This window comes from Micromonospora noduli (assembly GCF_003264475.1).
Lineage (GTDB): Bacteria > Actinomycetota > Actinomycetes > Mycobacteriales > Micromonosporaceae > Micromonospora > Micromonospora noduli.
The window spans coordinates 668437-682161 of record NZ_PYAC01000012.1; the positions used below are offsets into that span (position 1 = coordinate 668437).

Below are 13725 nucleotides of genomic sequence, written 5' to 3' on the forward strand. Positions count from 1 at the left end.
CCGCACGCTGCGGACACCCCGACTTCCGTAATCCCGAGTCGATCATCACCGGGTAGGGGCGTTAGTCGGACATCCGACGCCGCTGCCGACCTGTCGAACCGGTCATGACCGCCGAGGGTGGCCGTTGACCTGGTGCGACAGGGTGGGCAGCGGATGCCGTGCGGCCCCCTGTCGGCGATCCAGGGTGCGTGACGGGTCTCGGGGCGACCTGTCAATGTGGAAAGTGGATCGGCGCTGCGATTCGCGGAGGGCTGCCCAGCAACAGGGTCGGAGGCGAGCATGGATGACGAAACCGGGTCCACCACAAGCCGGCCGCTGCGGGCCCTACTGCGCTGGTTGGGTGCCGCTGCCGCGATCGCCGGCATCGTGGGCGTGGTGTTCCAGGTGATCGAATGGGCCGGTTCGCGCGGCACGCCAGAGGCGCGGAGCAGCGCGGGAGCGAGCCCGACAGTGGCCACGCCCACCGCCACGGCGAGCGGCGACGAGCAGTTCGTGCAGGCCGGCCAGTGTGTGCGCAACGTCGGTGGCGCGGCCACCGTGGTGTACGAGATTTCCCCGTGTGGTCCCGGGACGTGGCGCGTGCTGGCTCGCATCGAACAGGCCGTCGCCGACGAGGCGCAGGCCGATGCGGTGTGCGAGGCCCAGGCACCCGGCTTCATGGATTACCACTACTCGAACTGGACAAAACGCTCCGACTACCTCGACGTCGTGTTCTGCGTCGCCCCGGTCTGAACGCCGCCGGAACCTGGGGATCAGGCCGATATCCCAATCTGTCGCACCGTGTGTGCGATGCCGTACCGGGCGGGGCGGCGCGACTAGGCTGAGCTGAGCAGGATGGTCCGCTGAGGGGGTGAGCCCGGATGACCCAGGCAGCGTTCGCGCCGGAGCCGGCGCCGCAGCACACCGAGCCGTCGTTCGACGTACTGCGGTGGCACGACGAACCCTGGACTGCGCAGCTCGCCCTCGACCTGTTGCCGGAGACCAACGGCCCCAAGGTTGAGGTCCTGAGCGGAAGCGTGATCCTGACACCACATGCCGGGTACGACCATCAGGACGCGGAGTTGGGCCTCGCTTATCTCCTCAAGCAGGCGGCCCGTCGGGCGAAGCTGTGGCTCTATCTTGAGACGAACATCGTCTCGGGCCAGGATCTCTTCATCCCGGACATCGTCATTCTCGACGCGCCCGGCGGCGGTCGCACGACGATGGACATCGGGCACGCCGTGCTTCTCGGGGAGATCGTCTCCCCCGGAAACCGACGCAAGGACATTATCGACCGCCCGCGTGAGTACGCCGCCGCACGCGTGCCTTTCTTCCTCCGGGTCGACCTGCGCAATCGGGTGCCCACCATCGCGTTGTACGAGCTGACCGAGGGGGAGTACCGGCCGGTGGCTGCCGCTGCGGCCGGGACGCGCTTCGTCATGCGGGAGCCGTTCGAGTTCTCCATTGATCCGGCCGACCTGCTGGGCGAGGAGGCACTGCCCGAAGCGTCGTCGGAGGGGGAGGGCTGAGGCTCCCAGCGAGCGTGCAGCGAGGGTGGGGAAGAATGGCCGGGTGACTACCCCCCGCGACCTTGTTCTGCTCGGGTCCACCGGCTCGATCGGCACCCAGGCCATCGACATCGTCCGGCGCAACCCGGACCGGTTCCGGGTGGTCGCCGTGGGCGCCGGTGGCGGCAACGTCGAGCTGCTCGCCGCGCAGGCCCTCGAACTGGGCGTCGAGGCGGTCGGGGTGGCGAAGGCCTCCGCCGCGCAGGATCTGCAACTCGCGTTCTACGCCGAGGCGAGCCGGCGTGGGTGGGCCACCGGTGACTTCAAGCTTCCCAAGATCGTGGCGGGCCCGGACGCCATGACCGAGCTGGCCCAGTGGCCGTGCGACATCGTGCTCAACGGGGTGGTCGGCTCGCTGGGCCTCGCTCCTACGCTGGCCGCCCTGCGCGGTGGTCGTACTCTCGCGTTGGCCAACAAGGAGTCGCTCGTGGCCGGCGGCCCGCTGGTCAAGGCCGCTGTGACGCGGCCGGGGCAGATCGTTCCGGTCGACTCGGAGCACTCGGCGCTGGCCCAGTGTCTGCGCTCGGGTTCGCGCGGTGAGGTGCGTCGACTGATCGTCACGGCCAGCGGTGGCCCGTTCCGGGGTCGACGGCGCGACGAGTTGACGCAGGTCACACCCGAGCAGGCCCTCGCGCACCCGACCTGGAACATGGGGCCGGTCGTCACGATCAACTCCGCGACCATGGTCAACAAGGCGCTTGAGGTGATCGAGGCGCACGAGCTGTTCGACGTGCCCTACGCCGACATCGTCGTGATGGTGCACCCCCAGTCGGTGATCCACTCGATGGTCGAGTTCGTCGACGGGTCGACGATCGCCCAGGCCAGCCCACCGGACATGCGGCTGCCCATCGCGCTCGGCATCGGCTGGCCGGACCGGGTGCCCGAGGCCGCCACCGCCGTCGACTGGACGGCTGCGCACACCTGGGAGTTCGCGCCGCTCGACGACGCGGCGTTCCCGGCCGTCGCGCTGGCCAAGGCCGCCGGGGAGGCCGGGCGTAGCCGCCCGGCGATCTACAACGCGGCGAACGAGGAGTGCGTGGCCGCGTTCGTGGCGGGCCGACTGCCGTTCCTCGGCATCGTCGACACCCTCGAACGCGTGTTGGAGGAGGCTCCGGACTTCGACGAACCAGGTACCGTCGAGGACGTGCTCGCGGCCGAGTCGTGGGCACGCGCGCACGCGCAGGAGATCATCGCGGGTTCGGTGGAAGGAGCTTGATGTCGTACCTGCTCGGGGTGGTCCTCTTCGCCCTGGCCATTCTCATCTCGGTGAGTCTGCACGAGGCGGGGCACCTGCTGACCGCCAAGATGTTCGGGATGAAGGTCACCAAGTACTTCGTCGGTTTCGGCCCCACCCTCTGGTCCTTCAAGCGCGGCGAAACCGAGTACGGCGTCAAGGGCATTCCGCTCGGCGGTTTCTGCAAGATCGTCGGGATGACCCCGCAGGACGACGACGTCGAGCCGGGCGACGAGTCGCGGGTGATGTGGCGCTACCCGGTCTGGAAGCGGACGATCGTGATGGCCGCCGGGTCGATCACGCACTTCGCGCTCGCCCTGGTCACCATCTGGATCCTCGCCGTCTCCGCCGGCCTGCCCAACCCCGACTTCCCGACCACCGACGCGCAGGCCCGCCAGGAGCCCGCCGTCATCCAGCTCAGTGAGTGCGTGGTTCCGGAGAACGCGGTGCGGGCGTGCACCCCGGCCGACGCGGCCAGCCCGGCCGCCCAGGCGCAACTGCGCAACGGGGACCGGATCACCTCGGTCAACGGCACCCCGATCAACTCCTACGGCGACCTGCTCACCACGCTGCGCGGGCTCAAGCCGGGCGAGACCGCGCAGATCGCGTACGTCCGCGACGGGCAGCCGGGCACCACCAGCACGGTGCTCGCGCAGACCCAGCGTCCGCCGCTGGACGACCCCAAGGGCGCCGCCGCGCCGGTGGCCGCGCTCGGTGTCGGGCTCGTCCCCAGCACGCCCACCCGCGTGACGTACGGCCCGGTCGGCGCCTTCGGCGCCACCGCCGACTTCACCGGTCAGCTGGCCGTCGGCACCGCCCAGGCGCTCCAGCGCCTCCCGCAGAAGGTCCCCGCCCTGTGGACCGCCCTCACCGGCGGCGAGCGGGACGTCGACACCCCGATCAGCGTGGTCGGCGCCAGCCGACTCGGCGGCGAGGCGGTGGAGAACAACGCCTGGCTGGTCTTCTTCATGCTCTTCGTGTCGCTGAACTTCTTCATCGGCGTGTTCAACCTGCTGCCGCTGCTCCCGGTGGACGGCGGCCACATCGCCATCGCCTGGTTCGAACGGGCCCGCTCCTGGGTCTACGGTCGCATCGGCCGGGCCGACCCCGGCCGGGTGGACTACCTCAAACTGATGCCCTTCACGTACGTGGTGATCCTGATCGGTGGCGCGTTCACGCTGCTGACCATCGCCGCGGACGTCGTCAACCCCATCACGCTCTTCTCAAGGTGAGTGCCTGAAGTGACAGCTATCAGTCTCGGTATGCCCGCCGTGCCGCCCCCGCCGCTCGCTCCCCGTCGGGCCAGCCGCCAGATCATGGTCGGTTCGGTTCCGGTCGGTGGTGGTGCGCCGGTGTCCGTGCAGTCGATGACCACGACCCTCACCTCCGACATCAACGCGACCCTTCAGCAGATCGCCGAGCTGACCGCGTCCGGCTGCCAGATCGTCCGAGTGGCGGTGCCGTCCCAGGACGACGTCGAGGCGCTGCCCGCGATCGCCAAGAAGTCGCAGATCCCGGTGATCGCCGACATCCACTTCCAGCCCAAGTACGTCTTCGCCGCGATCGACGCCGGCTGCGCGGCGGTCCGGGTCAACCCGGGCAACATCCGGCAGTTCGACGACAAGGTCAAGGAGATCGCTCGTGCCGCGGGGGCGGCGGGGGTGCCGATCCGGATCGGCGTCAACGCCGGATCGCTGGACAAGCGCCTGCTGAGCAAGTACGGCAAGGCCACCGCCGAAGCGCTTGTCGAGTCGGCGCTGTGGGAGTGCTCGCTGTTCGAGGAGCACGGGTTCCGTGACATCAAGATCTCGGTCAAGCACAACGACCCGGTCGTGATGATCCGGGCGTACCGGCAGCTCGCCGAGCAGTGCGACTACCCGCTGCACCTCGGCGTCACCGAGGCCGGGCCGGCGTTCCAGGGCACCATCAAGTCGGCGGTCGCCTTCGGCGCCCTGTTGGCCGAGGGGATCGGCGACACGATCCGGGTGTCGCTGTCCGCCCCGCCGGTCGAGGAGATCAAGGTCGGCAACCAGATCCTGGAGTCCCTCGGCCTGCGTGAGCGGGGCCTGGAGATCGTCTCGTGCCCGTCCTGCGGCCGGGCCCAGGTGGACGTCTACAAGCTCGCCGAGGAGGTCACCGCCGGCCTGGAAGGGTTGCCGGTGCCGCTGCGGGTCGCCGTCATGGGCTGCGTGGTCAACGGTCCGGGCGAGGCCCGGGAAGCCGACCTCGGTGTCGCCTCCGGCAACGGCAAGGGCCAGATCTTCGTCAAGGGGCAGGTCGTCAAGACGGTGCCCGAGGCGCAGATCGTGGAGACGCTGATCGAGGAGGCGCTGCGGATCGCCGACGAGATGGGCGCCGAGCTCCCCGAGGAGCTGCGCGGGCTGGTCACCGGTCCGACCGTCACCGTGCACTGATTTTCCATTTGGAAAAAGCGGCCGTTCCCCGTGCGGGGAACGGCCGCTGTGCGTTTGTGCTGATCCTGCGCTCTCGCGCTGTGCTGCCCGTGCCGTGCCGTGATGTGCTGTGCCGTGCCTTGGTGTGCCGTGGCGCCGGCCCGGCGTCACTCGGATTCGGCGAGGATCGCGTACAGCTTGCGCCGGGTCTCGTCGAGCACCTGGGCGGCCCGCTCGCGCTGGTCGTCGGTGCCGTTCATCATCACCTGGCGCAGCGCGTTCATCGCTTGCGCGCCCGAGTCACGGATGTCGTGCCAGCTGCTCACCGTGCCCTGGGCGACGTCCGCCCACGGTGGGGTCTGCGCGGCCTCGGTGGCCTCCGCCTGACCGGCCTCGGTGACAGTGAACCGCTTCCGCCCGCCACCGGACTCCTCGGTGCTGGCGACGATCACGCCCTCGTCCTCCAGTAGCTGGAGGGTGGGGTAGATCGAGCCGGGGCTCGGCCGCCACGCACCGCCGGTGCGGGAGTCGATCTCCTGGATCATCTCGTAGCCGTGCATCGGCCGCTCGGTGAGCAGGGCCAACACGGAGGCTCGGACGTTGGGGCGTCGGCCCCGACCCCGTCCACGGCCCCGGCCGCCCCAGGGGCCGCCGTGTCCGTGCTCGTGGCCGTGCGGACCGGGCGGAACCGGTGGGAACCCGAACCCCCGCATCCGCGCTTCGTGCATCGGGTGGTGCTGTCGGTGGAACCTCATCGGGTTCTTCCTTCCGTAGGACTATCGCTGATGCATCAACGATATATCGGCAATGCATCGCCGACAACCCCGATCTACCAAACCGTACGTACGTCTTGTTAGGGTGTCGGTCATGCGCCTGCTTCCCCCGCCGGGTCCGGCCCGGGTCCTCACCCTCGGCACTCTGGTCAAGACCGTCGGGCGGGGCCTCTGGCTCGTCGCCAGCGCGCTCTTCCTCACCCGGTCGGTCGGCCTGTCGGCCACCCAGGTGGGCATCGGGCTGACCGTCTCTGCCCTGGTCGGTGTCCTGGCCAGCGCCCCGAGCGGCTACCTGGCCGACCGCGTCGGCCCACGCGGGGTGCAGGTCGGCGCGCTGTTCGTCGCCGGCACCCTGACCATCGGCCTGATCGCCGTCCGGTCGTTCCCCACGTTCGTGCTGGTGGGAGCGGCGACCGCGCTCGCCGACGCGGTTGAGCGCGGTGCCCGCGGCGCGCTCATCGCCGGAGCCGTCCCAGCCGACCAGCGGGTCCGCACCCGGGCCTACCTACGCGCCACCACCAACGTCGGGATCTCCGTCGGCGCCGTCCTCGGCGGCTTCGCCATCGCCGCCGACACCCGAACCGGTTACGTCGCGCTGATCCTGGCCTCGGCGGCGACCTCACTGGCCGCAGCGGTGGTGTTTCTCCGACTGCCCGCCGTCGCCCCGGTCGCCGCCCCGACGCACGGCCCTCGGCTGGTCGCCCTACGGGACCGCCCGTTCCTCGCCTTCACACTGGTCGACGGGCTGATGTCGATGCACTTCAGCCTGCTCACCATCGCCCTGCCGCTGTGGATCGCCGGCCACACCCGGGCCCCCGCCTGGATGATCTCCGCGTTGACGCTGGTCAACACAGTGCTGGTCGTGCTCCTTCAGGTACGGGCCGCGGGCACCGCCGCCACCCTGCCCGGAGCCGCCCGGGCCGCCCGCCGAGCGGGCGTGGCCATCGCCCTGGCCTGCGTACTCTTCGCCGCCAGCGGCGCGGTGCCCACCGCCGGCGCGGTGGGCCTGCTCGGCCTCGGGTCACTCGCGCACGTCACCGGGGAGCTGTGGCACTCCGCCGCCGGCTGGGGGATCTCCTTCGGGCTGGCACCAGCGGACGCCCAGGGGCAGTACCAGGGGACTTACGGCATGGGCTACGAACTGGGCAAGATGCTCGCACCGGTGGTGGTGACCAGCCTCGCACTCGGCTGGGGCGTACCTGGTTGGCTCGTGCTCGGTGCCCTGTTTCTCCTGCTCGGGGCCCTGGTGCCCCCGGTCGTCCGGTGGGCCGGGCGGACCCGGCCGATCAGTGGGCCCGCAGAACCGGTGCCGGCCTCGGCACTCGACCGGCGGAGCGGGGGGTCGATCTGGCAGGCTGATAGTCGTGCTGACGGTGCCGGTACGCCAACTGGGGGAATCGGAGCGCCGCGCGGTCGAGCGACTGCTCGATCATGACCCGTTCGCGGGCGCGCAGGTCGCCGAGCGGATCGCCGCGCGCGGACTCTCCTGGTGGCGGGCCGAGGGCAGAATCCTGGGGTACGGGGCTCGCCGCAACCTCGAGTCACTCTGCTGGCTCGGCGGCAACCTGACCCCGGTGCTGGCCAGTGACGCCGCGGTGGCTGCCTTCGCCGACCTGCTCGCGGGCGAGGAGCGGCTCTGCTCCTCCATCGTCGGCCGCGCCGATGCCGTCCTCGGGCTGTGGGACCGCCTGTCCGACACCTGGGGGCCAGCGCGAGACGTTCGCCCCAATCAGCCACTGCTGGTCACCGACACGCTGCCGCCCGTACCGGCCGATCCGGAGGTACGCCAGGTTCGCTCCGGCGAGGTCGACCGGCTCTTCCCGGCGGCGGTCGCCATGTACACCGAAGAGGTCGGCGTCTCCCCGCTGGCCGAGGACGGCGGCCGCAGCTACCGCCGGCGGGTCAACGACCTGGTCCGGAGCGGTCGCGCGTACGCCCGCGTCATCGACGGCAAGGTCGTGTTCAAGGCCGAGCTGGCCGTGGTGACCAAGCGGACGGCGCAGGTCCAGGGCGTCTGGGTGGCACCGGAGTGGCGAGGCCGGGGGATCGCCACCGCCGCCATGGCAGCCGTGGTCCGCGACGCGCTGCTCCGGGTCGCCCCCACCGTCAGCCTGTACGTCAATGATTTCAACCTCCCGGCCCGCCGCGTCTACGAGCGCTGCGGCTTCCAGCCGATCGGCACCCTGGCCACAGTCCTCTTCTGACCGCTGCCGGTTGGCACGAGCGGCACGCGGTGATGTCCCGCAGACCTTGGACACTTTCCGTTCGCGCGGAACGGAAAGTGTCCAAGATCTGCTGGCGGATGCCGGTTTGGATGACGCGAGCCACACCCCGCGAGGGCTCCGGCACCGCGGGATCTCCAGTTCTGGGAGCAGCGTCAGGCGGCTAACAACCGGAGGCCAGCGTCCGGCCACAACGGAAAGGCCGCTGGCCGGCACCCCGGGTTGGGGATGCCGGCCAGCGGTCGGTGTCGTGCAGTGGTGCTTAGTGCGCTGGTTCTGCGATGTGGCGCGGGTCAGCTGTTCCAGTACTGGCCGACCAGGTCGGTGGCCTGCTGCTCCCACTGGGCGTAGGCGTCCGGGTAGGCCGATACCTGCACGGTCTGCGCGGCGTCGGTCAGCGGCATGTCCTGCCAGCCGTCAACCTGCTTCAGGCCCTTGAGGAACGCGGTCGTCGAGTACTCCGGGTTCGTGATCTGCTCCGGCGTACCCCAACCCGAGCTCGGGCGCTGCTGGAACAGGCCCAGCGAGTCGTGGTCGTTCATGTCGCCCAGGTGACCCAGGTTCTCCAGCTTCGACTCCTGCAGGCTCGTCGCGATCGAGATCACCGCGGCCCGCTCCGGCAGACCGGCCTTCTTCGTCGCGGCGATGATCGCCTTCACGTTCGCGGTCTGCTCATCGTTGAGGCTGATGTGGGACTGGTCGCCCTGCGGCTTCGGCGCCGACTGCACAGCCACCGCGACGGGCTTGGCATCGACCGGGTTGGCGTGCGCGGCGATCGGACCGGCGAACACACCACCGGCGAACGCGAGACCAGCAACAGACAACATGCTCTTACGGAAGATCGTGTTCATGGGGGTAGCTCCTTCGGGGGTAGGAAACACCCGACCACCAGGGGGCGGCGGCAGGGTGTGAGCACCTCGTCCGGCGCTGCACTAACAAAGGGGAAAAGTTTGGGGGGTGACGCCCTGTCGGGCGCCGGGCGGCGACCTGCGAGCGGGGGGCTCGTGGCGCCGGGTCCCTGTGTAACGACCGGCGGGCCGGGGTCATTCCGGGGTGGCCCCACCTGCCGGCACCGGCACCCTGATCGGGGCGGTACCAGGTGGTCGTTCGTGGGGACTGTAACGACCGGGGGGCCGAGGTCATTCCGGGTGGCCCACCCCGTCGGCACCCTCGTCGTGGCGGTGCCTGCGGTCGTTCGCTGGGGGGTGTAACGACCGGGGGGCCGGGGTCATTCCGGGGTTGGCCCACCCGTCGGCACCCTCATCAAGGCGGTGCCTGCGGTCGTTCGTGGGGACTGTAACGACCGGGCGCGGGCTGGCATTCCGGCCTGCGCGACCAGCCCCCAGGGGTCGGGCGGCGGGTCGGTGGTACTGCGATCGTCAGGGTATGTAACGACCCCGACCCCGCCATGATTCCAGCCTGCGGGTGCGCCCAGTCACCACCCACACACCCCCACCAACGGACAAATGGCCCACACAACGTCGGGCTCGCAGCGCCGAACCGGGCCTCACCGGGTGATCGACTCGGGTTCACGGAAGTCGGGGCATCCCGGACGCCCGGACACCCCGACATCAAGGAACCCGAATCGATCAAGAAGCCTCTGACGGCGACGCGTTTGGCTAGACCGCATCAGATCGGGCGAAACGCCTGGGATGCCGGTGGAGCCGCCGGAGTTCTGCCGGCCGGCTCTGGTCCGCCACTGTGCCGTGCGTTGCCGGCTGCTGGCGGCGCTGACCTGAAACCGCCGGTTCTGTGCCCCGTGTCTGGTTCGGGAAACGGGCGACGTGGCCGTGGCCGGCGGCGTCGAGCAGGTCGGCTGCCGCCGCTGGCGGAACTGACGGAAGTCCAGCTCAGGGGCGGGAAAATCGGTTGAGTTGGCGGGGTGGTGCCGGCAGGCTGAGGTCTCCGCCACCCACGTCCCGGAGGACTTTCCATGCGCCTGCTCCGTGATCTGTGGGGTACTTCGACCCGTCGTGTGACGATCGTGGCCGTTCTGATCGTGCTGGGTGCCGCTGGGCAGGCGGGCGCGTCGGCGCTGGCCGGCGCGGTGCTGGTGCATCGTTCGGCTGGCTTCTTCGCCGTACTGGCCGCAGCCCTGGTCGCCGTGGTCCTCAGCGACCTCGCTGTGAGTCTGCTGATGGCCGGCCTGACCGCCGACTGGTCCGCCGACGTGCGTCGCCGGCTCTGCCGCGTGGCTCTCGGGCAGGACCTGCCCACCTTGGAGACCACTCCGGTGGGCGAGTTGCTGGACCGGATCGACGGGGACGTCTATCAGGTGGCGTCGGCAATTCGTAACCAGGGCACCCGGCTCGCCCAGGGCCTCTGCGTCGGTCTGTTGTCGATGGTCGTGGCGCTGTTCGTCTGGTGGCCGGCCGGGATCGCGATGGTGCTGCTCACTGTGGTGCTCGCGGTCGGCCTGCGCCGGCCCACGGCGCGGATCGGCCCGGCCCGGATGGCCGAGGAGGAGGCGTGGTCCGACCTGGCCGCCGTGATGGAGGAGGCGGTGCACGGCCAGGACGACGTTCGCACCAGTCTGGCGCGGCCGTACGTGCTGCGGTTGTACGCCCGGCGGGCCTCCGCCGTGCTGTCCCGTGGCCTGGTGGTCTGGGTGCTGTCCGCCCGGGTGGCGACGGTGGCCACCGCGACGATCCGGGCGGGCATCGGCGCTGTGGTGCTCGGCGGTGCCTGGGCGTTGGCCACCGGCCGGATCGACGCCGCGCGGCTCACCGCCATCTGGCTGCTCGCCCTGGCCTTCGGGGCGACAGCGGAACACGTCAGCCGGATGGTGCCGGAGATCCAGGAGGCGCTCGGCGCGTGGGCGCGGGTGCAGTTGCTCTACAAGGCCCGGCAGGAGCCGGTCGGCGGGGCCAGCCCGAGCGAGGGTGACCTGCGCATCCGGGATCTGACATTCGGGTACGGGGAGAGTGACCGAGGTGCCGCGCTGCGCGGGCTCAGCCTCACCTTCGCGCGCGGTCGCTCGTACGCGCTGATCGGGCGGACCGGTTCGGGCAAGTCGACGCTGGCGAAGGTGCTCACCCGGGCGGTCGACGTGCCGCCGGGCACTGTCTTCCTTGGCGGCACCGACCTGTGCGACCTCGACGTCGAGCAGCTGCGCCGCTGGGTGGCGTTGGTGCCGCAGCGCACCGAGATCCTGGCCGGCACGCTCGCCGAGAACGTGGCGCTCTTCGACCCGGAGTTGCTCGAAGCGGCTGCTCGGGCGCTCGACGAGCTGGGCCTGGCCGGCTGGATCGCCGAGCTGCCGGACGGGTTGACGACCCGGCTGGGGGAGGGCGGGCATGTGCTCTCCGCCGGTCAGGAGCAGTTGGTGGCGTTCGCCCGGATCCTGGTCCGGGAGCCGCACGTGGTGATCCTCGACGAGGCCACCGCTCGGCTGGACCCGGTCACCGAGGCGCGGGTGCAGCGGGCCACCGAACGACTGCTGCGCGACCGGATCGGCATCGTCATCGCGCACCGACTCTCCTCGGTGCGCCGCTGTGACGAGGTGGTCGTCCTGGCCGACGGCACGGTGGTCGAGGCCGGTCCGCTGGAGTCGTCGACCCGCTTCGCGGAACTGTTGGCGACCAGCCACGCTGCCGCGTACGCGACTGTGGCGCCGGCCGGTCGCAGCGGCGTCGGCACCGACCTTCTGGTCGGCCCCGGTCCGGACGCGTGGCCGAGCGAGCCGGCGCCCGCGCGGGGCGAGCCGGTCGCGCCGACCGAGCATGCCGCCGCCTGGCCGACCGAGCCGGCGTCCGCGCGGGCCGAGCCGAATAGGCAGACCGCGCCGGCGACACCGCCGAACGGCACGCAGGGCGCGGTCGGGCCGACCCGGGCCGACCCGCCGCCGCTGCCGCCGGTGCCGCAGGCCCGGACGCTGCGGGAGATCTTCCGACTCTGCACCAACGATCCCCGGTACGGTGCGGCCGCGATCGTGCTGTTCCTCGGGCTCAGCCTGCTCGGGCTGGACGGCCCGGTGCTGCCCTGGCTCTGGGCGGACCTGGTCGACGGGACGGGCAACCCGTACCTGCCGGCGGTGGGGATCGTCGCCGGGTTGCTGGTCACCCTGCCGCTGCCGTTCTACACCCACGTCTGGTTCCCGCAGTGGTGGGTGCGGCAGATGCTGAGGATCGGCCTTCGCCTGGTGCACGGGCAGACCGGGCCGCGCCGGGTCAGCTCACACACCCCCGCCGAGGTGGTGGCGCAGGGCGGGGACACCGAACGGGTGGTCCAGCTCGCCGACAACGTGCTGGACCAGACCGTCGCGCTGGTGCTCGTGGTCGCCATGACGGCGGTCACCGGCAGCGTCGTACCCGGGCTGTTCTTCCTCGGCACGATGGTCGTCTCCGGGCTGGCCGCGACGTTGTTCGGGCCGAAGCTGGAGCGTGCGGCCCGGGCGACCGTGGCGGCGCGGGCCTCCTTCGCCACGGCGCTGGTCTCCGCGCTCTCCGCGGCGCGGACGGTGAAGCTCGCCGGCGCGACCACTGCGGTGCTGCGCCACCTGGCGGGCCTGGACGTGCTGCGCAGCGACCGGCAGCGGCGGGAGATCTCGGTGCAGGTGTGGGCGCGCTCCACACCGTCGATGGCCAGTGGGCTGTTGCCGATCGGCGCCTGGGCGCTCTACCTGAACGGCTCGCTCTCCGCCGGGGCGGTGCTGGTGGCCGTCTCCACCCTGGGCGCGGCCCGCTGGTTCGCCTGGACGACGGCGTCGTTGATCTCGCAGCTGCCCTCGGCGCGGGTCTGGACCCGGCGCACGGCGGCGATGACCGGGGTGAGCGCGTACTCCGCGGGGGTGCCGGAGGTCGACCTGACCGCCGGGACGGCGCCCGCGCCGACCATGCCGCCGCGGCATCCGCTGCGCCGGCTGGAGCTGCGCGGCTTCGGGGTGGTGCACTCCGACGGCACGGTGGCCGTCCGGGACGTGGACCTGACCGTGCAGCGGGGGCAGTTGGTGCTGGTCGTCGGGCCGGTGGGGTCGGGCAAGTCCTCGTTGCTGCGCGGGCTGGCCGGGATCGTGCACCACACCGGCGAGCTGGCCTGGAACGGTGACCCGGTCACCGAGCCGGAGCTGTTCCTACGTCCCAACCAGGTCGGCTACGTCGGTCAGTTGCCGCGGGTGCTCTCCGGCACGGTGGCCGACAACATCGCCCTCGGGCACCAGGTGGACGCGGCGGGGGCGGTCAGCACCGCCCAGCTCGACCATGACCTGGCCGCCGCTGGTGGTGGGCTGGGCCTGCTCATCGGGCACAAGGGCACCCGGCTCTCCGGCGGGCAGTTGCAGCGGTTGGCGCTGGCCCGGGCGCTGGCGCCGCGTACCGAACTGCTGGTCGCCGACGACGTGTCGTCGGCGCTGGACGTCACCACCGAGCTGGCGCTGTGGCAGGCGTTGCGCGGCCACGGGGTGACAGTTGTCGGCTCGACCGCGAAACGCGCAGCGTTGGTCCGGGCCGACCACGTGGTGGTGCTGCTCGGCGGCACGGTGGCCGCCCAGGGCACCTGGCAGGACCTGGAGGGCGACTGGTCGCACCTGGCCGGCTGACCGACGGTCGGGCGGCCGCT

At 71.2% G+C, this 13725-nt stretch carries 10 protein-coding genes; 8 read left to right on the top strand and 2 right to left on the bottom strand.

Going from position 1 to position 13725, the window contains the following annotated elements:
- The first annotated feature begins 279 nt into the window (after positions 1 to 279).
- The 5 genes from MED15_RS17830 (at position 280) to ispG (ending at position 5195) form a co-directional block, all read left to right on the top strand.
- Positions 280 to 732 (top strand): hypothetical protein, encoded by a 453-nt coding sequence (locus MED15_RS17830; RefSeq protein ID WP_112605914.1) that lies wholly within the window; start codon positions 280 to 282, stop codon positions 730 to 732.
- Between the two features lie 128 nt (positions 733 to 860).
- A complete protein-coding gene (locus tag MED15_RS17835) occupies positions 861 to 1508 on the top strand; it encodes a Uma2 family endonuclease (protein ID WP_112736239.1) in 648 nt (215 codons plus the stop codon).
- A 43-nt stretch (positions 1509 to 1551) separates the two neighbouring features.
- Positions 1552 to 2763 carry a 1-deoxy-D-xylulose-5-phosphate reductoisomerase gene (dxr, locus tag MED15_RS17840; RefSeq protein WP_112605911.1) on the top strand — a complete coding sequence of 404 codons (1212 nt, stop codon included), beginning with the start codon at positions 1552 to 1554 and terminating at the stop codon, positions 2761 to 2763.
- Positions 2763 to 4013 (top strand): M50 family metallopeptidase, encoded by a 1251-nt coding sequence (locus MED15_RS17845; RefSeq protein ID WP_112736241.1) that lies wholly within the window; start codon positions 2763 to 2765, stop codon positions 4011 to 4013. The genes dxr and MED15_RS17845 overlap by 1 nt, the downstream gene beginning before the upstream one ends.
- A 9-nt stretch (positions 4014 to 4022) precedes the next feature.
- On the top strand, positions 4023 to 5195 hold the full coding sequence (ispG, locus tag MED15_RS17850; protein ID WP_112588507.1) for a flavodoxin-dependent (E)-4-hydroxy-3-methylbut-2-enyl-diphosphate synthase: 1173 nt from the start codon (positions 4023 to 4025) through the stop codon (positions 5193 to 5195).
- A gap of 146 nt (positions 5196 to 5341) precedes the next feature.
- On the opposite strand, the gene MED15_RS17855 is transcribed toward ispG, so the two are convergent.
- Positions 5342 to 5929 carry a PadR family transcriptional regulator gene (locus MED15_RS17855; RefSeq protein WP_091400331.1) on the bottom strand — a complete coding sequence of 196 codons (588 nt, stop codon included), beginning with the start codon at positions 5927 to 5929 and terminating at the stop codon, positions 5342 to 5344.
- Positions 5930 to 6041: 112 nt separating this feature from the next.
- Here MED15_RS17855 and MED15_RS17860 point away from each other — a divergent pair, with 112 nt between their 5' ends.
- Together MED15_RS17860 and MED15_RS17865 are read left to right on the top strand one after the other, a co-directional pair.
- Positions 6042 to 7382 carry an MFS transporter gene (locus MED15_RS17860; protein ID WP_112605987.1) on the top strand — a complete coding sequence of 447 codons (1341 nt, stop codon included), beginning with the start codon at positions 6042 to 6044 and terminating at the stop codon, positions 7380 to 7382.
- Positions 7312 to 8151 (top strand): GNAT family N-acetyltransferase, encoded by an 840-nt coding sequence (locus MED15_RS17865; RefSeq protein WP_112725559.1) that lies wholly within the window; start codon positions 7312 to 7314, stop codon positions 8149 to 8151. The genes MED15_RS17860 and MED15_RS17865 overlap by 71 nt, the downstream gene beginning before the upstream one ends.
- Before the next feature lie 311 nt (positions 8152 to 8462).
- Here the strand turns inward: MED15_RS17865 and MED15_RS17870 are convergent, their stop codons facing one another.
- Complete coding sequence (locus tag MED15_RS17870; RefSeq protein ID WP_112736243.1) at positions 8463 to 9020, bottom strand: hypothetical protein; 558 nt, start codon at positions 9018 to 9020, stop codon at positions 8463 to 8465.
- Positions 9021 to 10102: 1082 nt separating this feature from the next.
- On the opposite strand from MED15_RS17870, the gene MED15_RS17880 reads away from it, so the two are divergent.
- Positions 10103 to 13705, top strand: coding sequence for an ATP-binding cassette domain-containing protein (locus MED15_RS17880; protein WP_112736245.1), 3603 nt, complete (start codon positions 10103 to 10105; stop codon positions 13703 to 13705).
- Positions 13706 to 13725: the final 20 nt, after the last annotated feature.